This window comes from Peribacillus sp. JNUCC 23 (assembly GCF_053653995.1).
This window is the reverse complement of sequence record NZ_CM132202.1, coordinates 3,752,470-3,777,714: the sequence shown is the minus strand read 5'-3', so window position 1 is coordinate 3,777,714 and position 25,245 is coordinate 3,752,470. Positions and strand designations below refer to the sequence as shown.

Sequence of the window (25,245 nt, the reverse complement as noted above, 5' to 3'; positions counted from 1 at the left end):
ATGTTTGTAATTACAAATACGTTAAAGGTGAAAAAAGGATTTGAAGAAAAAGTGTTAGCTCGCTTTGACCGACTAGGGGGAATTGAGGAAACACCGGGATTTATTTTGCTAAATGTATTTAAAACAAGAGGAACAAAGGATTATGACGAATTTACAATTTTTTCAAAATGGGCATCTAAAGAAGCGCATGATCAATGGACAAAAACAGAATCCTTTAGAAAATCTCATAGTGGTGAACGTTCTGAGTATATTCTTGATTTTAGCTTAGGTTTTTATGATGTAGTGGCAGAAAAAGTAGGCACAAATAAATCACCTCAAGATGTTTTGTAACAAATAAATTTAGCAAAAAATAAACGATGGAGAAAGAAGAGAATAGCCAAATGTATGGAATGATTTTAATGTCATATGGTGGCCCTGAAAGCATGGATGGAATCGAATCATTTTTCACTCATATTCTTCAGGGGAGAAAACCATCGCCAGAACAGTTAAAGCCAATAACTGCACAATATGTCGCACTAGGAACACCTGATCCATTAAGAACAAAGACAAAACGCCAAGCAGAGGCACTAGAATATGTTCTGAAACAAAGTGGGCTATCAGAAGTGAAAGTGTATCCAGCGTATAAGCATGCAGCTCCTTTTATCGAGGATACAATTGGTCAAATGATTGAAGAAGGTGTTACACAAATTGTCACATTGCCTATGACGCCATTTTATACAGAAAAGGGAGTTGGTCAATATCAAAGAACTGTCCAAGAAGAATTGGCCAATAGACAGCAAACAATCCCTGTTTACCACATTGATAATTGGCATTTGCACCCAGAATATATCACAGTAATTGCAAGTCGTGTCCAAGAGGCATTGAACTGGTTACCACAGTCAGCTCGAGAAGAATCGACGATCGTCTTTACAGCACATAGCCAACCAGGAACAGAAGAAAAGCATGAAGTATATGTGCGACAGTTTACGGAATTAGCTGAACAAGTAGCTTTGCAACTACATGTAAATAATTGGAGAATTGCGTATAGAAGTGCAAGACACAAACAAAATTGGCTAGGACCTGATATTAAGGATGTCGTTCGTGAAGAAGCGGAAACGGGAAGTAAAGGAGTGGTAGCATGTGAGCTGCTCTCTTTAACAAACAATATCGAAACGCTTCAAGAGATTGGCAAGGATTGTCAAGATGTTGCTAGTGAAGTAGGCATCCACTACGTGCGTACAGAGTTTCTTGATGATTCTTTCGATTTAATTTGTGCGCTAGCAAATATTACGAAAGAAAAATTAAGTCGATTAGAACTAAAAGTGTAAATAAAGAAATGAAGCAACAATCTAAATTTGGTGATGCTTTTTGCTTCACCAAAAAATAAATTTATAAATGATAATGATAATCAAATTCAATATGGAGGCTCGATTAATTATGAAAAATAAAATGATTTTTTTCGTTCTATTAATTGCCGTTTTCTTTGCTTCAATTGCTGTTCCAAATGTAGAGGCAGCTGGTAAGTTAGCAGATGGAACATATAAAGCCAATTACACAATTTTAAAAGGGGATAATGATTCAGCATCAATGGCAAATGACTACTTTTTGAAACCGGCAACATTAAATGTTAAAAACGGTACGATCCAAGTTCAAATCAAAGTAAAACAAAGTGATTGGATTAAAGAATTATCCATTAATGGAAGCCCAGCCAAAGTCGTTAGTCAAGATAGCGCTTCAGATACAAGAGTCATTCAATTTAGCGCAACTGATTTATCAAAACCGGTCGAATCAAAAATGCACGTTCTAATCGAAGACTATAATTATGACAATCGCTATACTGTAAGATTTTCATTCGATACGAACAGCATTCAAGGAAATGCCGCAGCTCCTGCTGAAAAGAACCAAAATACTACAACAGAAAAAACAACAACTTCAGATAAATCATCAGGCTCAGACAAATCATCAGCTACTGAAAAATCACAAAACTCAGAAAAAACAACAACTTCTGGTGGATCAAGTGATACAACAACTAAAGAAAATAATCAAGGAACAAAAAGTGATTCAAGTGACAATAGTCAAACTGAACCAGTAGCAAACCCAAAAACAGGAGATAACACAGGAGTCGGCATCCTAATCGTCTTACTTCTTTCATCTCTAGGATTAGCTTATAAATTGAAAGCAAAAAGAATTTAATTAAAGGGGATATGTCAAGTGCAAAAGTCTGTTAATAAACTCATTACGATTATTACGATGTTTTTACTTGTCGTTAGTACGTTATTTACAACATATTCGCCTGTTAATGCCGCAACACAAACATTAGCAGATGGTGAATACACAATTGATTTAAAATTTTTAAAAGATGGTTCAGAAGCCGAATCTGTAATGGATGAATATGTAGAAAAACCGGCAACATTAATAGTTAAAGATGGCGAGAAATATGTTGAATTAACTTTAAAAAATAGCGATTGGATAAAATACCTCAAATTAGGACGAGATGAGAATGGTCAAGATGTAGTTGTAAAAAGCATCGATAATGTTAAAAACATAAGAGTGGTAAGCTTTAAAGTAGAGAGTTTATCAGAAAAGGTAGAATTCTATACTCATGTCTTAATTCCAATGTTAAATTATGATAACAAATACAATGTCCAATTAAAATTTGACGAATTAAGTATTGTTGCAGTAAATGTACCAGAAGTGCCAACTTTGGCAGATGGCATCTACACAGTTGATCTTGCTGTATTAAAGGATCAAAAAGATCAAGCTTCATCCATGCAAAGTTATGTAGAGAATCCAGTCAAGCTTACTGTAAAAGAAGGGAAAAAGATCGCTGAATTAACATTGAAATCTAGCGATATGATTCCACAATTCCAAGTAGAGCAAGATGGGGAATATAAAGACACTACAACTATTAATGAGGATACAGAAGCTAAAAAACGAACAGTAAAATTTGAAGTCGCTAAGTTATCAGAAAAAATCAATGCAAAAGTAACTGTAGATACAAAAACAGATTACGGTATTATGACTCATACAGTTCAATTGAAGTTTAACGTAGACAGCATCACTGAGGTAGAAGAATCTACAGCACCAGGAACACCGACAAATCCAGGTTCAGGAAATGAAGAAACACCAACTAATCCAGGTTCAGGAAATGAAGAAACACCAACTAATCCAGGTTCGGGAAATGGACAAACACCAACAAACCCAGGTACACCGGGCACTGGAAATGAAGAAACACCTAAAGGTCCAGAAGAATATACGATTGACTTTAATGTGTATAAAGACGGTACAAATAGTATTTCTGTAATGGACGATTACACACAAAAACCAGCAAACTTAAAAGTGAGAGATGGCAAAAACTATGTTTCTGTAACACTCCTTAATAGTAGTTGGATTAAAACATTCCAAGTAGCAGGAAGCAGCACAACAGTCGTAAGCACTGATCATGCGACGAACACAAGAGTTGTTGAATTCGAAGTTAAAGATTTATCAAAACCTGTTAATGCACAAGCTCATGTATACATCCCTGCTAATGAATTTCCTGGCGGTATGGTATATGACAATCAATACACGGTTCAATTTAAGTTTGATCCATCAAGTAAAACAGAAATAACTGGATCTAATCCAACGCCAACTGATCCTACAACAGAAAATACGATTAAAGCGAATGATGGTGGGAAATATGAAGGAAATGGCGTTGTCATTCAATTCCCAGCAGCTTCATTTGCAAGTGATTTTAAAGTAACTGTAGAAAAATTAACAAATCCATCAAGTTTACCTTTGGAAAAACTGCACTCTTTAGTTAGTGATGTGCTAGAAATCAAAAAAGATCAATCAGGTGATTTCAAAAAGGCAATCACACTTACATTTAAATTCGATAAAACGAAGGTAGATAACAAAAAACAAGATGTAGCTATTTTCTGGTTCAACGAAACAACGAAAAAATGGGTGAAACTCGATAATATTAAAGCTGATTTTGCAACTGGAGTTGTAAGTGGTGAAGTAAATCATTTCACGAAGTTTGCTGTATTAGCGGTTGACAAGACTGAACAACCATCCGTTAATTTAACAGATATTAAAGGTCATTGGGCAGAAGAATATATTACAGCTCTAGTTAAAACAGCGGCGATTACAGGACATGAGAATGGAGAGTTTAGACCGAATAATCAAATAACTAGAGCTGGATTTACAGCTATTCTAGTAAGGGCTTTAGGATTAGAAATTGTTAAAGACGGCGCGTTTGATGATACGAAAAATCATTGGGCAAAAGATTATATTGCAACTGCAAGGGCGAATGGCATTGTTAAGGGATATAGTACAACCCAATTTGGACCGGATAATTTAATCAATCGTGAACAAATGGCGATTATGATTACTCAGGCATTAGGACTACAATCAAAAGCATCAACTTTATCTTTTAAAGATGCTAACCAAATTTCCCCTTGGGCACAAGATGCGGTTAGAACAGTATTTCAAGAAGATATTATGAAAGGCTATTCTTCAGATAATACGTTTAAGCCTAAAGACAAAGCTACTAGGGCACAAACAGCGGCAGTGATATTTAGAGCATTGAATAAATGATTGCAAAGGGAGTCAAGTAACCCAAAGGTAAGATCATATACCTAGTTTGATTTTAGTTACGAATATTTTAGATGTAATTCAGGTTGTGAGACAAAAAAACTTATTGGACATCCTTGGGTTCCTTTTGGCAAAAGGAGAGAATACATTTTTTCTTGCAAATAATGGAAAAGTATAAACCGTTGATAAAGTTATACAAATTAAACAAGAAACGACTTTCAACTGAACAACTTGATGTTAATGTCATATGTAATCAGCAGTAAGAAAGTAATTATAATTAAGAAATAAATGAGACTTGGGGCTTCTCCAAAAAGTCGGACCCTGCAAACTATGTATATAGTAGTGAAATACTAATTTTGCTTTCTATATAACTGTTGCGAGGTCTGACTCTTTCGTTTCGGAACAGCCCCAATGTCTCAAAATTTTTGAATGTTTTTCACAATGAGTTAGGAGATGCATTAGATGAATAAAGGGATCATGAAGGCATTAGTATGTTGTGTAACCCTTTTACTTCTTATAACTGGCTGTTCATCTAGTCAGGAGACGGTTCAACCTAATACAGAAAGTAAAAGTAAAAGTGAGAATCGGATCGTCGCTTCAACTGTTGCGATTACGGAAATTATGGACGTACTTGAGCTTGACTTAGTCGGGATCCCAGATACGTATAAGAAATTGCCGGAAAGATATAAAGAAGCAGCAAATGTTGGTTTTGTCAAAAATCCAGATCTTGAAGTGATTAAATCGCTACATCCGACCGAAGTTCTTAACGTTTCCACGCTAGAATATGATTTAAAACCGATTTATGAAAATGCTGGTATCGAAGCAACTTTTTTAAATTTAGACAGCCTTGGAAAAATGGAGCAAACGATTTTGTCATTAGGGGAGAAATATGATCGCAATGAACAAGCAAAAGGAATGGTCTCAAAAATGGACGATAAAGTTGAAGAGATCAAAAAGCTTGTAGCAGAAAAAGAAAAGCCAACAGTTCTAATTTTACTAGGAATTCCGGGGAGCTATCTTGTTGCAACGGAAAACTCCTATATCGGTGACATTGCCCGGATTTGTGGTGCGGTTAATGTTGTACAAGGTGAAAAGGTTGAATACATTGGGACAAATACGGAATTTCTGCAACAAACGAACCCGGATATTATTTTACGAGCTGCTCATGGTGTGCCTGATGATGTGGTGAAAATGTTTGATAAAGAATTTAAGGAAAATGATATTTGGAAGCATTTTGACGCAGTTAAAAATGGCCGAGTATATGATTTAGAAGAAGAGATTTATGGAACAACAGGAAATCTTGCGGCAACAGAGGCGCTAGATGAAATGATGAAGATGTTATATGAGTAAATCATAAAAAAAGGGCGTTACGACATGAAAAAAATCATATGGAGTTTTATCATCGTATGTAGTTTAATAGTTATCGTTTTCTTTATATCTGCAGTGTCAGGCAGTTTAAAAGTAACGATTGGTGAATTAATATCTGGATTATTTTCGGGGACGAATGAAAATGTAGCAATTATTAAAGATCTACGTTTCCCCCGTTTGATTATTGCTTTATTTACTGGTGCTGCCCTTGCCGTATCAGGTGTATTGTTACAGGCCGTGATGAAAAATCCGCTTGCTGAAGCTGGAATAATTGGGATTGCAGCTGGAGGAAGGTTTGTCTATATCCTTGTTGTTAGTCTACTCCCCCAATTGTTTTTTTGGACACCTTTATTTTCCTTTTTAGGTGGCGCTCTTGCATGCTTTTTAGTGTTTAGTTTATCTTGGAAATCAGGTTTAAGTCCATTACGTATTATTTTAGTAGGGGTTGCGATTAATGCAACATTTTCTGGATTAGGACAAGCTTTAACGTATTTCGTTGGATTCTCTAGTTTGACACATGCTACTGTATCGGGGCTTTCTTTAAAAACATGGAATGATGTTGATGTTATGGTACTTTACAGTTCAATCGGTTTAGTCATTTCCCTATTTTTAGCTTCTTGGTGCAATGTATTAGCATTGCAAGATAAAACGGCGATCAATTTAGGATTTAATTTAACGAAATTGCGGTTAATTGTGTCGGCTGTAGCTGTTCTTTTAGCAACTGTTGCAACCTCGATTGCTGGGGTCATTGTGTTTGTCGGCCTACTTATTCCGCATATCGGGCGACTAATTGTCGGGACAGATCATAAAGTATTAATCCCATTTTCTGCACTTAGTGGGGCACTATTAATACTAGTAGCCGATACTATAGGAAGAATGATTCTGCCACCAAATGATATTCCAGCGTCCATCATTATGATGATTATTGGCGGACCATTTTTAATAATCTTGCTTAGAAAGAGTGAGAAAATCCATGGAAATTAAAGGAATTTCATTTTCGTATAATCGTAAAACGAATATTTTAGATTCTGTGAATGCAGAAATTGAAGAGGGTAAAATAACAACGATTATCGGACCTAATGGTAGTGGAAAATCGACTTTACTCGGTGTCATGTCAAGAAACTATTTTCCATATATTGGCGAGGTCATCTTAGATGGCAAGGCAATTTCCCAATACAAACCAAAGGAGTTTGCCAAAAAGCTAGCTATTGTTCATCAACAAAATGAAGCTCCCTGGGATATTACAGTAGAGAAGTTAGTTGCCTTTGGCCGCCTGCCTCATAAAGGTTTTCTATCGCAAAATCAGGAAGAAGATGAACAGGCGATTGAATGGGCATTAACATGTACAAAGTTACATGATAAACGGAAGAAAACTTTGGAGCAATTATCTGGAGGAGAACGTCAAAGGGTTTGGATTGCTATGACATTGGCGCAAAGAACGCCACTGCTCTTTTTAGATGAACCAACGACTTATTTGGATATTTATTATCAATTAGAAGTGCTGGAATTAATTAAAGAGTTAAATGAGAAACATGGATTAACGATTGTGATGGTGTTACATGATATAAATCAAGCGATTCGCTATAGTGATAAAATCATTGTTATGAATGAAGGCAATGTTGTGGAAAGTGGTCATCCATTAGATGTCATTACGACAGCGATGGTTAAGCAAATTTATGGAGTAGATGTAATGATCCAATCTGATCCAAGTGTCGGACAATATATTGTGCCCTTAGGAATTAAATAAATTACTCGATTTGAGGTGATGAAGTTTGGGGCTGATACGTAAACTACTTATTTTAATTTGTCTAGGAGTAGCCGTGTTCTCACTTTTTGAACTATCGAGAACTTATATGGATCAGAAGCGGAATAAGCAGTTAATTGCCAAGGCACAGGAATATTATATGAATGAAACGCTCATTCCAAAAGATGATACTGAGGAAATACCGATTTCGAAAGATCATAATTCGGAAACAGTCATTCCAAAAGAGGATGATGCTAAAACGAATAAACAAGAGGTTAGGTCTCAGTTTCACTCCTTATTAAATTTGAATACCGATATAGTTGGTTGGTTAGAAATTGATCATACACAAATTAATTATCCGATTGTACAAGCGGACGATAATACGTATTATTTACATCGCAATACTGAGCGGGAAGAAATGGCTATGGGCAGTATCTTTATGGACTATCGCAATGATATTTCTACAAATATGAAACATACGATTCTTTATGGGCATCGTATGAAAAATGGATCGATGTTTGGTGAATTAGATCAATATTTAGATAACGAATTTTTTCAAAAAAATCGTCATTTTCAATATGATACATTGTATGAAGGTTTTGAAGCTGAAATTTTTTCAGTATATATGACAACAACAGACTTTGATTATATTCAAACGGATTTTGCTGATCAAAAAGAGTATGCTTCATTTTTACAGATGATTCAAGATAAGTCGTTGTTTCCGACAGATACTGTCGTAGGTGCAGATGATTCCATCCTTACTTTGTCCACATGTGATTATACGTTAGACAAAGAAGAAGGTAGGCTTGTGATCCATGCGAAACTAAAGAAGAAAGATGATCATCTATAAAATTATTGTTCAACAAATTGTGTCAGTGACAAAGACTCGGTCGACGGGACTTCACAGTTACACTTTGTTGTTTTTGGTTAAAGCGTACTTTGTGGGCAAACATACGAAAGAGCCCCTTATTAACAGCCTGTAGGATTGTTTATGGAAGGGTCTTTCTGTATTTTTGTGACAGAAAGAATGAGACGACAATTACGTTAAGTTAACGAGATGATTGGATAAAATGATTCAGCTACTATAATATTGTCGCCTACATATCATACACAAAAGTGAAGACAATCTTGATTTAACTGTTTTTTATAATACTTGTAGATTTTTATACTCCCAAAGCGGGCCCAATTAATAAGCAGATTCCGACTAAAAGTAGGAATAGGCCACCTCAAGATGTGAAGCTTAGTTGTTCATTAACTAAGACACCTAATAATGCAGCAGTTAATGGTTCTGCTAATGAAAGTGTAACAGCTGTTGATGAAGGAATAGAAATAAGTCCTTTAGCAAAGAGAAAATAAGCAATTCCTGTTGTAATGATACCAAGATGGAGACTGACTGTGATTACTCGAGGCCCAATGATATAGCAAACGACATTCCAGCTAAAAGCGCCATTAAAATTCCGTATGGGTTTACTGTTGCTGATTCTGTATGGATAAAGAGCAGCATGCAACCAATTAAAATTAAAAAAGTAGAATACCACTATCTTTTTACTGGTCTATTTTTTACGATAAACCATTCTAATACACCAGAAAAAATTGGTGTACTGCCAATGGCAATTACAGTACTAATGGTAGTGAAGACGGCTGAGAAAAATAAAGGCTGATAACAAGCCATACTTAATGAAGCAAGCAGTACTGCTTTCATGGGCCAAAGTCTTAAATTTAATTGACCTTGGATTAGTACATACAATAATAGTGTTCCCCCTCCTATAGTCAGTCGAGAGTTGCTCCGATCGCGATCAGATGTGCATGATCAGGTGCAAAAGTCTGTGCTGTATCTGTTGTTCCCCAAAGGATTGCTGCAAGCAAACCCCATAATGAAGAAAATTCCCCTGTCAATTTCTTCCACTCTAATAAAAAAAGATAAGAAGAACGATTAAACATATCATAGAAAATGAAAGGACATTTTTCTTTACTAAGTTTAAGGTTCTTTTTATCCAGTTTTAACTTTTTCGATACTTTTGTGGAGGTTTTCCTTCGTATTTCACAAACCATCTTGTAAATGAGGAAGAATTTTCAAAGCCTAATTCTTCACTAATGCTTGATATCGACCATGATGTCTTTTTTAATAATTGTTTAGCATCGTTTAAGCGTAGCTCAGTGATATAAGCTTTTGGACTTTTACCTGTTTTTTGTTTAAACCATGATGAATAATAGACTGGATGGTAATGTTCAATGTTCGCTAATGTTTCAACTTTAATGGGCTCCTTATAATGTTTGTGAATAAAGTCAATAGAAGGAGATGTTGATACTCGTAACTTTTGGGCCACATATCTAGTCAAATCATCTAATGCAGCTGTTATGTTCTCCTGATCTTTTGCCTCTTCCAATAATAAAAACCGAATGGACGACCATTGTTTGTCTAACTTCATATACATACTCTCTGTTTTACTAGGTAAATAATGGTTTGGGATATCTAAGATTAAAAATTCATTCCTGTCAGTAGAACGGTACATATGATTGCACTCAGGAGGCAGATAAAAGCAGTAATCTGAGTTAAGGTTTATGTTTTGCCACTTCGTTTGTAAATCTAAGGAGCCTTGCAATGGAAAGAGGAATTGACCAAAATCATGTTGGTGAGAATCAAATTCTCTTGAATATGTTCTTTTCTCACAAATTACTTGTTTACCACTCTCCATCTTAATCCCCACCTCACTCCTATATATTAGTTTAGATTATACCATTATCGATATGGATAAATAAGACTGATGGAATTTCAGACAAGTAGTTTATTTTTTTTCAGAAGTTAAAAATTTACTTTCCGTTAATCCTATGATACATTAACCAATAAACCAAACATCCTACGTTTGAAAGGGGGTCACTATTAGGTGATGATAAAAAAGACCAACCGTCTAACATTAGTGGAACAAATAGCAATCCAAATTGAAGATTTGATCGAAGCTGGTCAATGGGAAGTAGGAAGTAAACTGCCGGCAGAACCAGAACTAATGGCGAAGTTTGATGTTAGTAGAAATACGTTAAGAGAGGCAATTCGAGCTTTAGTTCATGCTGGTCTTCTTGAAACAAGACAAGGTATTGGGACAACGGTGAAATCATCGAGTAATCTCGGGATAGCTTTAGAGAGGAAAATTCAAAAAAGTGATCTAATTGAGACTTTAGAAGTTCGGTTAGCTTTAGAAAAAGAAGCTGCACAGTTAGCAGCAGAGAGAAGATCTAATGAAGATTTAAAGCGGATAGAGGAATGCCTTGAAAAATGCATCGAAGCTGCGAAAGATAAGGAACCTCAGCATTTTATTGACATGGATATTGCCTTTCATAAATCAGTAGTAAAGGCTACTCATAATCAAATGTTTATTGAACTATATGATCACATTACAGATTCTTTACAGAGTTCGATTCGCGACATCATGAGTGTAAGAGGTTCATTGAATGATGAATATGAAGTTCATTCAGATCTTTATGAAGCGATTCGATTACAAGATACTCAATTAGCTATTAAAAGCGTAAATGCTTATGTGAAGAAAGCAAACGACTCACTTTTTACAGTGATGGAGGGAAAAAATTGAATAAACCAGCTTCGCAAATATACACACAACCTTTAACAAAGGGTCGATATTGGATCTTACTATTGGGGATTATCTTAGTTGGCTCCAATTTGCGAGCGCCTATTACTTCTGTAGGCCCATTACTATCATCAATAAGGGAAGATTTAGGGTTATCTAACTTGGTCGCGGGTAGCCTTACGACCGTTCCGTTGCTAGCATTTGCGCTATTTTCACCATTTGCATCGAAAATAGCGAAAAAACTTGGAACTGAAATGACCATTTTTCTAGCATTACTTGTTCTAACAATCGGGATCGGAACTCGTTTCCTTCCAGGGACAAGTTTCTTGTTCATTGGTACGGTTTTAGTAGGACTTGCTATAGCGATCTGTAATGTATTGCTTCCAGGACTTATTAAAAATAATTTCCCTTTACAAATGGGATTAATGACTGGTATTTATGCAGTGTTTATGAATGTATTTGGAGCGTTGGGTTCTGGTCTAAGTGTTCCGATCTCTTCGATAGGAAACGTCGGTTGGCGAGGATCTTTAGGAGTTTGGGGCCTTTTATCATGTCTGGCTATCATCATATGGGCCTTTCAATTAAACAAAAATCAAGACATTCATTCAAACGTACGGAAGCAACCAACTAAAAGGAAAAGCATCTGGAAATCTTCCATCGCATGGAAAGTTACCGTTTTTATGGGAGGCCAATCCTTCATTTTTTATACATTGATGACATGGATGCCTGAAATCATTCAGAATAATGGGTACAGTACAAGTGAATCTGGATGGATGCTCTCCTTATTACAATTCGCGATTATCCCCATAACGTTTATTATTCCAATCATTGCAGGGAAGTTGGAAAATCAACGGGTTCTGGCAGTATTTACGGCAGTCTTATATTTTATTGGTATTTTGGGATTATTACTAGGCGTTTTCTTGCCATTGTCGGTCATAGTTATTGGAATAGCTAGTGGAAGTGCATTTGGCTTGTCGATGATGTTTTTTACATTACGAACAAACGATAGCCAGCAAGCTTCTGAACTTTCAGGGATGGCTCAGTCCATTGGCTATCTTTTAGCAGCTCTAGGACCAATTGTATTTGGCTGGCTACATGATGTAACGAGCGGATGGAGTGCGCCACTTATCTTCTTATTACTAGTTATGCCGATCATTCTCTTGATTGCCGGACTGGGCGCGGGGAAAGGTTCTATCGAAGATAAGGCATAAAGATTTTGTAGGCTGTGAAGGATAAAAGGTAGAGAACACATGAATCACTGCGAGTTCTACAGGTGATTTGTGTATCTTTACTACATGATTCATTTAATAAACCGCAAGAATAGTTGAACAAGAATGCTGTCCAACATTTTGTTATTGGTAGAATAAGAATGTAATAGGGGGATAAGTATGAATAAATATCTTCAGTCGTTTTCTATGATTTTCTTTGGAATATGTGTACTTGTAGGATCTTGGTTTATTTCACAATCATTAAAATCAAATCAAGAAAAGATATCAAAAGAAGAGCCATACAGGTATGAACTTCTCTCGCCCAATGAACATAACCTGATCATTTTTGATAAGCAAAGTGGAGATTATTGGAGAAAGTTTATTGAAAGCGATGGAGGACCTACTGAGTGGGAAAAGCAGCCATCGCCAATTTCTAAGACTTTAGAATAAAATATATTCATGAGCGTCTGCTCTTAAGCCCAACGATGAAATAGGTTTGCAAAAAAGGGGCGGGGCTTCGTAAAATCAGCTCCGCACCGCCACCTTCATAAGGTTATCCAATTTGAGAACCTGAAATAAGGAGGCTATGCGCTTTTTCGTAATTGAAGAAGATTCGTTGGCTACGTTGACAGACTCAAAAGTTGATTGCTTTCTCTATAAATAAGTGCTACAATCACACTAATATAAATCGAAAGGGATGATGGGTGGACGATGGATAACTAATCTTATTTTTTAGAATTTGAAATTTTATATTTCGAATGATAATCATATAGGATTAGTCTACCCATTTTTCTACCATCATTAGAGCTATTAAACGCGATAGCTTATTTCAGTACGGTAAAATGCGGCTAATCCTTCCAAATGAATTGGGAGGATTTTTTAATTCTCCCTAAAAAAGAGGGTTGATTTTAATGAAAGAATTACTGCAAGTACAAAATATATGTGTTGAAATAAAAGATCAGACGATTTTTGAAAACGTGAATATCAGCGTACAACAAAGGGATATTATTGGGATTATTGGTAAAAACGGTGCTGGGAAATCTACTTTATTGCGGTTATTGAACGATGATTTTTTGCCGACAGAAGGACAAATTAAATATATACAGAACGATCTTAAAACCATTATGGTTGAACAAGAAACCGAATCGCATTCCTTTGAAGAGATTTCTCCAAAAGAAGTTACATTATTAGAGACGTGGCATGTTCCAACTCATGACTTCTCAAAATTAAGCGGTGGAGAAAAATTAAAAGCGCGACTAGCAAAAGGACTTGCACAAGATACAGACATCTTATTACTAGATGAACCAACAAACCATCTTGATGAGCAAAGCTTAGAGTTCCTCACTAACCAGATAAAAAATCATAAAGGTACGGTGATTCTTGTATCGCATGATCGTTATTTTTTAGATGCCGTTGTAACAAAAATTTGGTCGATTGAAAATAAAACGCTTATTAGTCACAAAGGTAACTATTCTAGTTATCTGAAATTCCGTGAACAGAAAAGACTTACGCAACAACGAGAATATGAAAAACAGCAAAAAATGGTTGAACGTATTGAGGGGCAAATGAATGAGCTTACTTCTTGGTCTAAAAAAGCTCATGCACAATCGACGAAAAAAGAATTCCCTAAAGAATACTATCGGGTGAAAGCAAAGCGCATGGATGCACAAGTAAAATCAAAACAAAAGCGTCTTGAAAAAGAACTTGAAAAAATAAAAGTGGAGCCTCTTGATTCAGAATATAAAGTGGCCTTCTCAATGAAAACAAATAATAGAGTAGGAAAACGTTTCTTAGAAGTTCAAAATTTAACGAAATCGTTTGACGGACGAACACTTTTTAAAGACGCCAATTTTACGATTCAACATGGTGATAAGATTTCAATTTCTGGCCCAAATGGTAGTGGGAAAACGACGTTGTTGAAAGTAATTCTCGGACAGGAAACCGCAAAAGGGCATGTGTGGCTTTCACCATCTGCAAAAATTGGTTATTTAACACAAGAAGTGTTTGATTTACCACTTGAACAAACACCAGAGCAGCTATTTTATCAAGAAACCTTCGAGGCAAGAGGAAAAGTTCAAAACTTAATGAAGCATTTAGGATTTATGGCTTCTCAATGGTCAGAACCCATTATGAACATGAGCATGGGTGAACGTGTGAAGTGTAAGCTTATGAAGTATATTCTAGAAGACAAAGATGTGCTTATCTTAGATGAACCAACGAATCATCTAGATCTAGCTTCGCGTGAACAACTAGAAGACACGTTAGCACAATATAATGGTACGCTGTTGGTCGTATCGCATGATCGCTATTTCCTAGAAAAAACAACAACTACAAAACTTGTTATTTCGAACAGTCGTATACACAAGCAATTGAATGAAGTGGCGCCAAAAAAAAATAATAAGGAAGAAAGACGTTTACAGCTTGAAACAGAAAGGCAAGAAGTTTTAGGCAAGCTTAGTTTTATGACCCCAAATAATAAAGAATATGCAGAACTTGATCTGAGATTTAACGAGCTTACGAAACAAATAAAAGAGCTTTACTAACGAAAAAATGCCTTCTCAAAAACGTCTCAATCAGATTGATCGAGATCTGCCATGTTGAAAGTATTACACATTGCTAAATAAGACGATTTGCTTTAATTAGCATTCGTCTTATTTATTTTGGCTTCATTCCATAAGTTCCAAACAATTGCTCGTTATTCGATGGTGGGAGCATAACCTTGAAACAAAATCTAAAAAGTGTACTGGGACAACTGGCCCGGTTTAATTAAGAGAAGCCAGATAAATTTTGTCAGATACCTCATGTTTTTGTTTGTTTTATACCCCTAGTGGGTATATTATATTTATAACAATAAATTTAAGAATTCGAGGTGTTTTATTATGATGAATAAGCAACTGATTTTTCTTAGTGTCGCTACGATTATTGGTTTAAGTGGATGTGGAAATGATACAAGCGACGAGAATCATTCCAACAACAATGAGCATGCCAAACATGAAGAGATGGATCATAGTTCCCATTCTAGTTCAGGTGAAGTTCCTAAAGATTTGAAGGAAGCAAAGAATCCAACGTATAAAGTTGGCAGTCAAGCATATTTGAAAACAGATCATATGAAAGGGATGGACGGTGCTAAAGCAACAATTGTAGGTGCTTATGATACGACGACTTATGCTATTTCATATACCCCGACAACAGGTGGGGAAAGAGTGGAAAATCATAAATGGGTTGTTCAAGAAGAAATTAAAGATGCCGGTGAGGAAACGTTCGCACCAAGAACGGAAGTCACCATAGAGGCAGACCATATGGAAGGCATGGATGGAGCTCTGGCTGAAATTGACTCAGCCGAAAAAACGACTGTCTATATGGTTGATTACACGCCAACTACTGGTGAAGAAAAAGTAACAAATCATAAATGGGTAACAGAAAGCGAACTATCAACTAAATAAAGAATCATCTCCTTTTTTTGTAAAGAAGTCCATCCTTTAGTAGACTAACAAATAGATATAATGCCAATATAAAAGGTGATGTAAATGGACCGTGACATTCAAGCATATTTTGAGAACTTAGAAGCAAAGGACAAAGAGGTTCAATTCGAAGCCTTTAATGTAATTTTAGCAGCTACAACTGAAAAAGTGGACTGGGCTTATGAAGTTTGGGATCAATTACAGGACTGGTTAACAAGCCCTGATAATCACAGAAGATCCCGGGCTGCCCAGTTCCTCTCTGGTTTAGCAATTAGTGATCCTGAGAAGCGGATGCTAAGTGACTTTCCAGCTTTATGGGTAGTAACCAAAGATCTGAAATTTGTGACAGCCCGTCACAGCTTGCAATCGATTTGGAAAGTCGGCTTAGCTGGACCGGAACAAAAAGAGATGTTGATGCAGCATATTGTTGATCGTTTTCAAAACGGAGCAAATGAGAAACATTACACGTTGATTCGCTACGATATGATTCAAGGCTTGAAGAATTTATATGATCGAGTAAACGATGAGCAAATTAAGCAAACAGCCATGGAATTAATTAAAACAGAAGAAGATAGCAAGTATCGCAAGAAGTATCTGTCTGTGTGGAAATAATGTGAGTACTGTTACTGGAACATAGAAGCTGTCTTTATGGCTTTCAGGACTTGAATTTGTCATTCCATCAATTAGACGAATGGTTGATTACTACGAATACGAACAATACTCATCTTGAAGTAATAAGCTATTCAACCTGGCATTTTTTCATTATTGAAGCAGTCATTTTGATAACAATGATGAAAAATCAAAATAATACACAGAATAAATTGATAACTCTAAATACTTGAGCTATATTTGCACTGTACATATTTTTAAGGGGGAAATGAAAATGGTTAATTTTACGTGGCAGGGAACTCCAGTAACACAATTAGGAAACGACGTAAAGGTTGGAGATAAAGCTCCTGAATTTACAGTACTAGCGAATGACTTATCACCTGTTACACTCGCTGAGTCAAAAGGGAAAGTTCGTTTAATTTCTGTTATACCTTCTATTGATACTCCTGTTTGTGATACACAAACACGTCGTTTTAACGAAGAAGCTTCTAAATTAGGGAATGTACAGGTTCTTACTATTAGCGCTGATTTACCGTTTGCACAGAGAAGTTGGTGTGCAGCAAATGGTATTGAGAATGTACAAACATTATCAGATCATCGTGATCTGTCATTCGGCGAGGCATACGGTGTTGCTATCCAGGAACTTCGCTTATTAGCACGTGCTATTTTTGTTGTTGATACAAACGACAAAATAACATATGTTGAGTATGTTAATGAATCAACCGACCACCCAAATTACGAAGCAGCATTAGAAGCAGCTAGAGCAGTATTATAAACAAGTAGAATTATTTTGGTAGCTCATACATTTTTCAATATTTCGCAGGTAGGCACAATTCTTGTATAAGAAATTGTGTCTTTTTTTGTTATCGTCTTGAAAATGGTTTTGCAGCATATTTCACAAATTGCGACACTAGGAAAAACGACTAATGAGTGACAAAAGTAAGCTAGAGTCGGTCATATAAGAGCTTGAAAAACAACTATTGTTTCACTGGGCTCTGCCAGAAAAAGTAGATTGCTAGCCACCTAACAAGCATGAACTTGGTGGCTGTCAATCTTTTTTGTGAGAATAAGTATGTTGATAAATTGGATCACAAGCTGTAAATAATAAAAATTTTAGAAGAACGTTAGTTCGCAATAAACGATGAATCGGAATTGGAAATAGCCGACTAGTTATTTTCAAACTGCCCCTAAAAGTATTGCAAATGTAGACGATAATAATAAAGGAATTATTAAGTTGGTTTTTGAATATTTCAAAATACAACAATCAAATAGGGGGACATATATATGAAAAAAACTAGAGCTACCAAGTTTCGGTTTAGCTTGAGGAAGAAATTGATTTTGTCGTTTTTAGTCGTTTTGTTACTGCCAAGTATTACGATCTCTATTTCTTCGTATCAGAGTTCGCAAAATAATTTGGATCAACAAATGATGGAGACGGCGCAAAAGGATGTAGGAATCATTAATCATTCAGTAGAGCAATTTATTCGTTCGCATATAGATAATGTCAATTATTTAGCGAATTCAGTTGTCGCTTCTAATATTGTCGAAGATGATGATGTTCAAATAAGAAGATTGCTAGATACAATACAGAGCGACAAAGCAGATGTTGAACAAACATTTATAGCAACAGAGAAAGGGCAATTTATTAATTCGCCGTCTACAGTAAAAAATCCACCTGGTTATGACCCAAGAGTGCGACCTTGGTATCAGGATGCGATGGCTAATAAGGGTCAGATACTTATTACAGATCCACGCGTATCGCTAGCGACTAAACAAGTCGTCATTACGATAGCCAAAGCAACGACCGATGGAAAAGGGGTTGTTGCGGTTGATCTTAAGTTGGAGAGTTTTATCAATTTAGTCAATCAAATCAAAATTGGCAAACAAGGTTATTTATATGTAATCGATAAGAATAATCATTATATTACCCACCCGACGATTGAGGTCGGCACAAAAGTAGAAGACGATTTGTCCAAAAAATTGCAAGCGGCCCAAACAGGCAAGTTTAATTATATAGCAAATGGGGAGCCGAGGAAATTAGCGTTTTCTACGAGTGAATTAACAGGTTGGAAAATTGTCGGCAGTATGAATCAAGGTGAAGTAGCTGATGCAGTTAAACCCATTTTAAAAACAACATTAATCGTCATAAGTATTTCGATTATACTTGGGGGCTTATTGATTTTATTCATCATTCGCTCAATGATTCGTCCAATTACGGAGCTAGTCGGGGCGGCGAATAATTTGAGTCAAGGTGATCTAAGTGTTCGTGTTAATTTAACAAGTAAAGATGAGCTTGGTCAGTTGGCCCAAGCATTTGATCAAATGCGAAAAAGTCTTAGTGAGATTATTCTCGAAGTTCGGGAAAAGTCGAGTAGCTTAGCAGCATCTTCTGAGCAATTAAATGCAAGTACAGAGCAGAACACGTCTGCAACAGAACAAATTTCTTCATCGATTCAGGAAGTGGCTGCAGGTATGGAGAGTCAGTCTACTCAGATTGAACAAAGCTCAAGAATGGCTGGGGAAATGTCAGCATCGATTCAATATATTGCAAAAAGTTCACAAGAAGTTTCGCAAACGGCAACCAATGCATCATCAGCTGTAGAAGTAGGAAATAAAGCGATCGAAACAACGGTTGGACAAATGGAATACATTAAGAAAACGGTAAATGAAATATCAAGCAGCATCCAAGTTTTAAATAGTCACTCACAAGAAATTAGTAAGATTGTAGACGTGATTACAAATATAGCCGACCAAACAAATTTACTTGCACTTAATGCAGCGATTGAAGCGGCTAGAGCAGGTGAGCATGGCAAAGGCTTTGCTGTTGTTGCAGATGAAGTACGTAAGCTTGCCGAACAATCGGCACAATCAACCGATCAAATTAGACAAATGATTGGATCAATTCAGAGTGAAACATCCAATGCAGTGAAATCTATGGAATCAGGAACAACAGAAGTAGACAAAGGAATTGAAGTAGTCAGTGATGCAGGTGCATCCTTTGTGGCTATTACAGGTTACTTTACGACAATAACCGAACAAATTGAACAAGTAACATCCAAAGTCCAAGATATTTCCATTGGAACCAAACAGTTTGCTAACACTTTTGAAGAAGTTGCAAAAGTAGCAGACTCTACAGCAGGTGGCGCTCAAAATGTTTCTGCTTCTACACAGGAACAATTAGCTTCTATGGAAGAAATCAGAAGTTCGGCAACTTCTTTATCACAAATCGCCGAGGAATTGCAGGATATCGTGCAGCAATTTAAACTGTAACATTGGGAAACACATAGCAAGTCTTTAAAAAGGTAGCTCTAAAAAGGTCTGACCTCACGTTCTATACACCGTTTATTACGAAATTATACTAATAAACGATATATAGCAGATGTGAGGTTCTGGACCTTTTTGTTATGGGGTTGCCTCTTTATGTATAAACTAATAACACCATGTCGTTTCCCTACTTTTTAGCCGTTTTGTCCGAATAATATTGATGGTTAAAAAAAGTAATTAAAACAGATTGCCTTAAATGAAAAAAGACTACGTGATTCAAGCAGAAACGATTCAAAATGTAATCTCAAATAAGGACAGTACCTTCTCAACGAAAGGCACTTAAAAAGAAATAGAAAAAGAAATTATCCAAATGGTTTGAAAGGAAGAGAACAATAATCAAATAAAAGCGGCTGAAAGTTTAGGAATAAATAGGGAAACTTTCTGCTTTTTTACGATGATTAGTTGCAAAATTAAACAATTTAATAACATTAGGGAAATGTAAACGAAAACTGTTGCAATTGGAAACGTTTTATCTTAATATAATGAATGCAACCGATATTTTCATATAAATGATTTTTCTAATAGGGTATTAAAGTTGGAAATTAAAGCAACGTTAGTTCGTATTCCAGGAGGAATGATGGTAGTTCCACTTCTTCTGGCAGCATTAATTAACACATTCGCACCCGGCTTTCTAGGGATTGGGAATTTCATACAAGCATTATTTGTTGATGGTGCTAGTACTTTAATTGCGTTATTCTTATATTTCTGTATTATTACCGATTGTCATTGGTATGGTATTAGGGAATTTGGATCCTGAAATGGAGAAGTTCCTTCCAAAAGGTAGTGATATGTTAATTCCGTTCTTCGCATTTGCTTTAGGTATGGGAATTGACCTTGAAAAAATTAATGAAGGCGGATTATCAGGTATGTTACTTGGCGTGTTAACAGTGGTATTAACAGGCGGAGCTGGTTATTTAACATTCAAATTCCTAAAGTGGAATCTAATTGTGGGTGCTACTGAAGGTTCAACAGCAGGAAATGAAGTTGCAACTCCTGCAGCAAGCGTTGTTACAACCGCTATTTCGTTTCCGATTTTTGTATGATTCCTAGCTGGACAACTTACGAAAAAAGGAAAACAAAAGAAATAAACCTTCTATAATTTATGTTCAAAAGAGGTGTAAGTATGAAATTAGCTATTATAGCCGATGATTTGACTGGTGCCAATGATAGTGGAGTTCAATTAGCTCGTCACGGTTTAAAAACGACTGTTTTATTTGATATGGATGAAACAAGCGTTAAACAATATGAAGCTGTTGTTTTTGATACGGATAGCCGTTCTATCGATCGAAAAGAAGCTTATGAAAAAGTAAAACAAATAGCAGAATTTCTCAAAGATGCAGGATTTAAAAATATTTTCAAAAAACTCGATTCAACAATGAGGGGAAATATTGGAGCAGAAATCGATGCGGTATATGATGTTGTAAAACCGGATTTTGTTATGATCGCACCTGGCTATCCTAAAAACAATCGAACGATTCTCCAATCTACACACTATTTAAAGGGTGTTCCGTTAGGAGAAACAGAGATTGCAAAAGACCCTAAAACACCTATAACACAATCATATTTACCCGAACTTTTAAAAGAACAAACGAAACATACAATTGGTACGATTACAGTTGATGACTTAGAACATGGGGAACAATTTGTTCAAGAAAAAATTAAGGGTTATTTCCAAAAAGAGATAACATACCTTATCATTGATTCAACAGAAGAGTATCACCTTAAACAAATTTTGGACTACACCCAAAAATTAACCTATCAATTTACTTGGGTTGGGTCTGCTGGGATTGCCAATTATCTTCCTGACTACTATGCCATTCCAAAAGGAAATAGCGTATTGGCTATTCCTAAAAATACAAATCCAACACTTACGGTTATTGGGAGTGTGAATAAAAATTCTAGAGCACAGATGAAGGTGCTGTTAGAAAAAACAAATGTCTACGCAATCCCATTTGAATCTTACAAAGCCGTCGCCGATAATATGGAAAGAACAAGTGAAATCAGAAGAGTCTATCATGAAGCTATGCAAAAAGCAGAAGAGGGCTTAGATGTTTTGATCTATTCCACAGGGGAAAAAGAAGATATTGAAAAAGCATGGAGTACAGGTGAAGCAAAAGGGCTTAGCCATACTGAAATTAGTAATGAAATTGTAAAAGCAATTGGTGCGGTTTGCTCTGTACTCTTAGAATCAGGAATTTTCACAGGTGTTTCCATGACTGGTGGAGATACGGCTAAACAAATTTGTACTTTATGGGATGTTAAAGGTTTTGAATTACTAGACGAACTAGAAATCGGTGTACCTATTTCTAAGTTTTTAGGAAATGATAACATTTATGTGGTCACTAAAGCTGGTGGCTTTGGTGCAGAAGATGTTTTCATACATGCAATAACAAAATTAAAGGGGGAAAAATGAATTATGAAACCAATTATCGGAATTACTATGGGAGATGCTGCAGGTATTGGACCTGAAATCATCGTTAAATCTCTTAATCACAAAGAAGTATATGAAAAATGTAACCCATTGGTTATTGGGGATGCAAAAATTTTAGAAAAGGTAAGTCCAATTGTCCAATCAACAGCAACAATCAATATGATTAAAGACCCTTCTGAAGCTAAATATGAATATGGAACAATTGATGTAATCGATTTAGATCTTTTACCTGCTGACTTACCTTTCGGAGAAGTTTCAGCTGCTGCAGGAGACGCAGCGTTCCAATATTTAGCTAAATCGATTGAATTAGCTAAAGAAAAGAAAATTGACTCGATCTGTACAGCTCCTTTGAATAAAGAAGCATTGCATAAAGGTGGTCATATCTATCCAGGGCACACTGAAATTCTTGCTGATTTAACAGATACAGAAGACTTTTCAATGATGTTAACGACTCCTAACTTAAGAGTGATTCATTTAACGACTCACATGGGATTAATAGAAGCGATTGCAAGTATTAACCCAGAAAGAACGTATACAGTTGTCAAATTAGCACATGATACCCTTGCAAAAGCGGGCTTTGACAACCCTAGAATCGCCGTTTGTGGAATTAATCCACATGCTGGAGAAAATGGTTTGTTTGGTAATGGAGAAGAAGAAGAAAAATTAATGCCTGGTATTGAGAAAGCGAAATCCGAAGGCATCGATGTAACAGGTCCACTACCAGCTGATACATTATTCTTCAGAGCTGGCAGAGGCGATTTTGATGTTGTCGTTGCATGTTATCATGACCAAGGACATGCGCCTGTAAAAGTAATGGGTATTGAAGAAGGTGTTAATATAACAGTTGGCTTAAAAGGCGGCATCATTAGAACGTCTGTCGATCACGGTACAGCATTTGATATCGCTGGTAAAAATATCGCTGATGACAAAAGTATGTTAGCGGCTATAAATTCAGCGATTGAATTAGCACCTAAAAGATAAGATCAACTTCAAACGGTGGAGCCTCATCTTCCACTGATTGTGATTAAATGTATTGTAAACTCTAAAACGTGTAGGTATTCTACTCGTTTTAGAGTTTTTTTGTTTTTGACAGATTACTTCATTCGTCTGTCGTTATCTAGCAAAAGCGGTTTACCTATTAAAGATGAGTTAGGGTGATATGGTAGTTTGGGGTGATATGAGGAAAGGGGAAACAGAAATGCCGTGATCGGATCACACAAATCCCCAAAAAAGAACCTCACTAGTAAGTAAGGTCGAATGATAACTAAAGAGATTATAACAAGGTGGATAGAAGAGATACTTTTTTATATAACGTTAATATCTCTTTACTGTACGGTTCCCCAGCCTCATTGATTTGCCCTTCCATATCGGTCAGGAGATCAGCTAATTTTAGTGCTTTTTGTCTGTCTGAAATATAACTGTTGCGAAGGATCGATTCGTACTTTTCGTTGTACTCAGCAAGCGTCATTTTATAAGTCCTCCTTAAAGTGCAAAGTAATTTAAGTCGTCTATTATTTCTTCATCCGTTATTTCGATGTATGTTAACGTTACTCCTGTACGGCTACCGTTGTTTCTTTTTTACGATGCTACTTGTCATGACAGTACCCGTGTTTTCAACTAGTGAAATCAACGGATTGAACGAACTATATTTAACCTAAGTATAGCATGATTCCCCAGTATGTTCAGTAATTAGGAAAAATGAATGGAACGATTCATACCCATTCAAATAATTGAAAAATCCGATTAGTTATTACAAAAACGATTATAATGATAGTGTTAGGGATTGTATAAAAGGAGATTTGACATGCCTGTTATCCGTTATCAACAATTGATTAAAGCACCAATTGAAGTATGTTTTGACTTAGCGAGGAACGTGGATATTCATACTCAAACAACATTGCAATCAAAGGAAGGAATCAAAGATGACGTTACAACAATTAAAATATGTGATTGAAGTGGCAAGAAGTCGTTCGATTAGCAAAGCAGCGCAGAATTTGTTTATTAGTCAGCCAAGCTTATCAAACGCACTAAAAGAGCTGGAGAAAGAAATGGGGATTACGATTTTTTCGCGAACCAATAAGGGAATTATGATTACTCCTGAAGGTTCGGAGTTTTTAGGTTACGCAAGGCAGGTGGTTGAACAGGCAGAGCTTCTTGAAAATCGCTATTCCAATACGCAAGCACCTCAACAGAATTTTTCTGTATCAGCTCAACACTATGCATTTGCGGTGAGTGCCTTTGTACAACTACTAAAAGATTATGATCGAAAGGAATATGAGTTCACTTTACGAGAAACGAAGACATATGAAATCATTGATGATGTGAAAAACCTACGTAGTGAAATTGGCGTTTTATATGTAAATGAGTTCAACAAAAAGGTGATTTATAAGTTTCTTAGAGAAGGAAATTTAATATTTCATGAGCTATTTGAAGCGAAACCACATGTCTTTATTAGTTCAAAGAACCCACTTGTGAAGCAGGAATATGTGACATTATCTGATTTACGCCCGTTTCCATATCTCTCTTTTGAACAAGGAGATTATAATTCCTTTTATTTTTCTGAGGAGATTTTAAGCACTCTTTCTAGACCAAAAAATATTCGGGTTAGTGACCGGGCCACTTTATTTAACTTACTGATTGGATTAAATGGCTATACGATTTCGACAGGTGTCATTAGTCATGAATTAAACGATGAAGACATTATTGCGGTTCCCTTGAAGGTGGATGAACGGATTACCGTTGGATATATTACTCACAAAAATGTAACGAACAGTACACTGGCCAATATCTATATTCAATATTTACAAGAAGCAATCGCAAAAGAACAATCACAGCTATAGTTAAAAGCTATGGCAAGAGATAGATTTTACGTGTTACGTTATACTGATTTTTCCGTGCTATACTTACCTCATATCAAATAAGAAGACAACTAGTTACGGTAATTACCCCTCTTCCTATTTATGAG

27 protein-coding genes are annotated in these 25,245 nt (G+C 36.1%); 22 read left to right on the top strand and 5 right to left on the bottom strand.

The annotated features are described in order from the left end of the window. From JNUCC23_RS18005 to srtB, 8 genes are all read left to right on the top strand, one after another. Complete coding sequence (locus tag JNUCC23_RS18005; protein ID WP_062176076.1) at window positions 1–330, top strand: antibiotic biosynthesis monooxygenase; 330 nt, start codon at window positions 1–3, stop codon at window positions 328–330. Between the two features lie 26 nt (window positions 331–356). After that, a complete protein-coding gene (gene hemH, locus JNUCC23_RS18000) occupies window positions 357–1,307 on the top strand; it encodes a ferrochelatase (protein WP_082674930.1) in 951 nt (316 codons plus the stop codon). A 109-nt stretch (window positions 1,308–1,416) separates the two neighbouring features. Further along, on the top strand, window positions 1,417–2,172 hold the full coding sequence (gene isdC / locus JNUCC23_RS17995; protein WP_454212809.1) for a heme uptake protein IsdC: 756 nt from the start codon (window positions 1,417–1,419) through the stop codon (window positions 2,170–2,172). Window positions 2,173–2,190: 18 nt separating this feature from the next. Further along, window positions 2,191–4,557 carry an NEAT domain-containing protein gene (locus tag JNUCC23_RS17990; RefSeq protein WP_454212807.1) on the top strand — a complete coding sequence of 789 codons (2,367 nt, stop codon included), beginning with the start codon at window positions 2,191–2,193 and terminating at the stop codon, window positions 4,555–4,557. Between the two features lie 459 nt (window positions 4,558–5,016). Further along, on the top strand, window positions 5,017–5,904 hold the full coding sequence (gene isdE, locus JNUCC23_RS17985; protein ID WP_454212805.1) for a heme ABC transporter substrate-binding protein IsdE: 888 nt from the start codon (window positions 5,017–5,019) through the stop codon (window positions 5,902–5,904). A 24-nt stretch (window positions 5,905–5,928) separates the two neighbouring features. Then, window positions 5,929–6,906 (top strand): FecCD family ABC transporter permease, encoded by a 978-nt coding sequence (locus tag JNUCC23_RS17980; RefSeq protein WP_454212803.1) that lies wholly within the window; start codon window positions 5,929–5,931, stop codon window positions 6,904–6,906. Then, on the top strand, window positions 6,896–7,669 hold the full coding sequence (locus JNUCC23_RS17975) for an ABC transporter ATP-binding protein (protein ID WP_454212801.1): 774 nt from the start codon (window positions 6,896–6,898) through the stop codon (window positions 7,667–7,669). Before JNUCC23_RS17980 ends, JNUCC23_RS17975 begins: the two co-directional genes overlap by 11 nt. A gap of 25 nt (window positions 7,670–7,694) precedes the next feature. Further along, a complete protein-coding gene (srtB, locus tag JNUCC23_RS17970; protein ID WP_454212797.1) occupies window positions 7,695–8,516 on the top strand; it encodes a class B sortase in 822 nt (273 codons plus the stop codon). Between the two features lie 376 nt (window positions 8,517–8,892). Here srtB and JNUCC23_RS17965 read toward each other — a convergent pair whose 3' ends face one another. The 4 genes from JNUCC23_RS17965 to JNUCC23_RS17950 form a co-directional block, all read right to left on the bottom strand. After that, window positions 8,893–9,204 carry an EamA family transporter gene (locus tag JNUCC23_RS17965; protein WP_454212795.1) on the bottom strand — a complete coding sequence of 104 codons (312 nt, stop codon included), beginning with the start codon at window positions 9,202–9,204 and terminating at the stop codon, window positions 8,893–8,895. Continuing rightward, entirely contained in the window at window positions 9,204–9,413 is a 210-nt protein-coding gene (locus JNUCC23_RS17960) for a hypothetical protein (protein WP_454212793.1), read from the bottom strand. Before JNUCC23_RS17960 ends, JNUCC23_RS17965 begins: the two co-directional genes overlap by 1 nt. Before the next feature lie 23 nt (window positions 9,414–9,436). Further along, window positions 9,437–9,562, bottom strand: a complete 126-nt coding sequence (locus JNUCC23_RS17955; RefSeq protein ID WP_454212791.1) for a hypothetical protein — start codon at window positions 9,560–9,562, stop codon at window positions 9,437–9,439. A gap of 104 nt (window positions 9,563–9,666) precedes the next feature. Beyond that, the gene (locus tag JNUCC23_RS17950; RefSeq protein ID WP_403068339.1) at window positions 9,667–10,362 is read right to left on the bottom strand and encodes an AraC family transcriptional regulator; all 696 of its coding nucleotides are present in this window, start codon (window positions 10,360–10,362) and stop codon (window positions 9,667–9,669) included. 192 nt (window positions 10,363–10,554) lie between these two features. Between JNUCC23_RS17950 and JNUCC23_RS17945 the strand changes: the two genes are divergently transcribed. From JNUCC23_RS17945 to pdxA, 12 genes are all read left to right on the top strand, one after another. After that, window positions 10,555–11,250, top strand: a complete 696-nt coding sequence (locus JNUCC23_RS17945) for a FadR/GntR family transcriptional regulator (RefSeq protein WP_454216131.1) — start codon at window positions 10,555–10,557, stop codon at window positions 11,248–11,250. Next, window positions 11,247–12,458, top strand: a complete 1,212-nt coding sequence (locus JNUCC23_RS17940; protein ID WP_454212789.1) for a CynX/NimT family MFS transporter — start codon at window positions 11,247–11,249, stop codon at window positions 12,456–12,458. Before JNUCC23_RS17945 ends, JNUCC23_RS17940 begins: the two co-directional genes overlap by 4 nt. 177 nt (window positions 12,459–12,635) lie before the next feature. Beyond that, the gene (locus tag JNUCC23_RS17935; RefSeq protein WP_454212787.1) at window positions 12,636–12,905 is read left to right on the top strand and encodes a hypothetical protein; all 270 of its coding nucleotides are present in this window, start codon (window positions 12,636–12,638) and stop codon (window positions 12,903–12,905) included. 461 nt (window positions 12,906–13,366) lie between these two features. After that, on the top strand, window positions 13,367–14,998 hold the full coding sequence (gene abc-f / locus JNUCC23_RS17930; RefSeq protein WP_454212785.1) for a ribosomal protection-like ABC-F family protein: 1,632 nt from the start codon (window positions 13,367–13,369) through the stop codon (window positions 14,996–14,998). 339 nt (window positions 14,999–15,337) lie between these two features. Next, window positions 15,338–15,898, top strand: a complete 561-nt coding sequence (locus JNUCC23_RS17925) for a YdhK family protein (protein WP_403071950.1) — start codon at window positions 15,338–15,340, stop codon at window positions 15,896–15,898. 84 nt (window positions 15,899–15,982) lie between these two features. Next, a complete protein-coding gene (locus JNUCC23_RS17920) occupies window positions 15,983–16,528 on the top strand; it encodes a hypothetical protein (RefSeq protein ID WP_454212783.1) in 546 nt (181 codons plus the stop codon). A gap of 271 nt (window positions 16,529–16,799) precedes the next feature. After that, on the top strand, window positions 16,800–17,300 hold the full coding sequence (gene tpx / locus JNUCC23_RS17915) for a thiol peroxidase (RefSeq protein WP_454212781.1): 501 nt from the start codon (window positions 16,800–16,802) through the stop codon (window positions 17,298–17,300). 509 nt (window positions 17,301–17,809) lie between these two features. Continuing rightward, window positions 17,810–19,795 (top strand): methyl-accepting chemotaxis protein, encoded by a 1,986-nt coding sequence (locus JNUCC23_RS17910; RefSeq protein ID WP_454212779.1) that lies wholly within the window; start codon window positions 17,810–17,812, stop codon window positions 19,793–19,795. 589 nt (window positions 19,796–20,384) lie between these two features. Next, window positions 20,385–20,606 carry a 2-keto-3-deoxygluconate permease gene (locus tag JNUCC23_RS17905; RefSeq protein ID WP_454212777.1) on the top strand — a complete coding sequence of 74 codons (222 nt, stop codon included), beginning with the start codon at window positions 20,385–20,387 and terminating at the stop codon, window positions 20,604–20,606. Between the two features lies 1 nt (window position 20,607). Continuing rightward, entirely contained in the window at window positions 20,608–20,892 is a 285-nt protein-coding gene (locus tag JNUCC23_RS17900) for a 2-keto-3-deoxygluconate permease (protein ID WP_454212775.1), read from the top strand. 80 nt (window positions 20,893–20,972) lie between these two features. After that, the gene (locus JNUCC23_RS17895; RefSeq protein ID WP_454212773.1) at window positions 20,973–22,262 is read left to right on the top strand and encodes a four-carbon acid sugar kinase family protein; all 1,290 of its coding nucleotides are present in this window, start codon (window positions 20,973–20,975) and stop codon (window positions 22,260–22,262) included. A gap of 3 nt (window positions 22,263–22,265) precedes the next feature. Next, window positions 22,266–23,261, top strand: coding sequence for a 4-hydroxythreonine-4-phosphate dehydrogenase PdxA (gene pdxA / locus JNUCC23_RS17890; RefSeq protein ID WP_062176120.1), 996 nt, complete (start codon window positions 22,266–22,268; stop codon window positions 23,259–23,261). 292 nt (window positions 23,262–23,553) lie between these two features. Here pdxA and JNUCC23_RS17885 read toward each other — a convergent pair whose 3' ends face one another. Further along, a complete protein-coding gene (locus JNUCC23_RS17885; RefSeq protein ID WP_062176123.1) occupies window positions 23,554–23,748 on the bottom strand; it encodes a hypothetical protein in 195 nt (64 codons plus the stop codon). 336 nt (window positions 23,749–24,084) lie between these two features. Between JNUCC23_RS17885 and JNUCC23_RS17880 the strand changes: the two genes are divergently transcribed. Together JNUCC23_RS17880 and JNUCC23_RS17875 are read left to right on the top strand one after the other, a co-directional pair. After that, window positions 24,085–24,234 (top strand): hypothetical protein, encoded by a 150-nt coding sequence (locus JNUCC23_RS17880; RefSeq protein WP_403068363.1) that lies wholly within the window; start codon window positions 24,085–24,087, stop codon window positions 24,232–24,234. Beyond that, the gene (locus JNUCC23_RS17875; RefSeq protein ID WP_062176126.1) at window positions 24,203–25,120 is read left to right on the top strand and encodes a LysR family transcriptional regulator; all 918 of its coding nucleotides are present in this window, start codon (window positions 24,203–24,205) and stop codon (window positions 25,118–25,120) included. Before JNUCC23_RS17880 ends, JNUCC23_RS17875 begins: the two co-directional genes overlap by 32 nt. The last annotated feature ends 125 nt before the right edge of the window (window positions 25,121–25,245 follow it).

What these genes read in the sequence shown, in the direction of transcription:
- JNUCC23_RS17875 (WP_062176126.1), top strand. Translation starts at nt 24,203, where the DNA reads ATGACGTTACAACAATTAAAATATGTGATTGAAGTGGCAAGAAGTCGT.
- JNUCC23_RS17920 (WP_454212783.1), top strand. Translation starts at nt 15,983, where the DNA reads ATGGACCGTGACATTCAAGCATATTTTGAGAACTTAGAAGCAAAGGAC.
- JNUCC23_RS17880 (WP_403068363.1), top strand. Translation starts at nt 24,085, where the DNA reads ATGCCTGTTATCCGTTATCAACAATTGATTAAAGCACCAATTGAAGTA.
- JNUCC23_RS17910 (WP_454212779.1), top strand. Translation starts at nt 17,810, where the DNA reads ATGAAAAAAACTAGAGCTACCAAGTTTCGGTTTAGCTTGAGGAAGAAA.
- JNUCC23_RS17885 (WP_062176123.1), bottom strand. Translation starts at nt 23,748, where the DNA reads ATGACGCTTGCTGAGTACAACGAAAAGTACGAATCGATCCTTCGCAAC.
- JNUCC23_RS17895 (WP_454212773.1), top strand. Translation starts at nt 20,973, where the DNA reads ATGAAATTAGCTATTATAGCCGATGATTTGACTGGTGCCAATGATAGT.
- JNUCC23_RS17900 (WP_454212775.1), top strand. Translation starts at nt 20,608, where the DNA reads ATGGAGAAGTTCCTTCCAAAAGGTAGTGATATGTTAATTCCGTTCTTC.
- pdxA (WP_062176120.1), top strand. Translation starts at nt 22,266, where the DNA reads ATGAAACCAATTATCGGAATTACTATGGGAGATGCTGCAGGTATTGGA.
- hemH (WP_082674930.1), top strand. Translation starts at nt 357, where the DNA reads ATGGAGAAAGAAGAGAATAGCCAAATGTATGGAATGATTTTAATGTCA.
- abc-f (WP_454212785.1), top strand. Translation starts at nt 13,367, where the DNA reads ATGAAAGAATTACTGCAAGTACAAAATATATGTGTTGAAATAAAAGAT.
- JNUCC23_RS17925 (WP_403071950.1), top strand. Translation starts at nt 15,338, where the DNA reads ATGAATAAGCAACTGATTTTTCTTAGTGTCGCTACGATTATTGGTTTA.
- tpx (WP_454212781.1), top strand. Translation starts at nt 16,800, where the DNA reads ATGGTTAATTTTACGTGGCAGGGAACTCCAGTAACACAATTAGGAAAC.
- JNUCC23_RS17935 (WP_454212787.1), top strand. Translation starts at nt 12,636, where the DNA reads ATGAATAAATATCTTCAGTCGTTTTCTATGATTTTCTTTGGAATATGT.
- isdC (WP_454212809.1), top strand. Translation starts at nt 1,417, where the DNA reads ATGAAAAATAAAATGATTTTTTTCGTTCTATTAATTGCCGTTTTCTTT.
- JNUCC23_RS17950 (WP_403068339.1), bottom strand. Translation starts at nt 10,362, where the DNA reads ATGGAGAGTGGTAAACAAGTAATTTGTGAGAAAAGAACATATTCAAGA.
- JNUCC23_RS17980 (WP_454212803.1), top strand. Translation starts at nt 5,929, where the DNA reads ATGAAAAAAATCATATGGAGTTTTATCATCGTATGTAGTTTAATAGTT.
- JNUCC23_RS17945 (WP_454216131.1), top strand. Translation starts at nt 10,555, where the DNA reads ATGATAAAAAAGACCAACCGTCTAACATTAGTGGAACAAATAGCAATC.
- JNUCC23_RS17975 (WP_454212801.1), top strand. Translation starts at nt 6,896, where the DNA reads ATGGAAATTAAAGGAATTTCATTTTCGTATAATCGTAAAACGAATATT.
- JNUCC23_RS18005 (WP_062176076.1), top strand. Translation starts at nt 1, where the DNA reads ATGTTTGTAATTACAAATACGTTAAAGGTGAAAAAAGGATTTGAAGAA.
- isdE (WP_454212805.1), top strand. Translation starts at nt 5,017, where the DNA reads ATGAATAAAGGGATCATGAAGGCATTAGTATGTTGTGTAACCCTTTTA.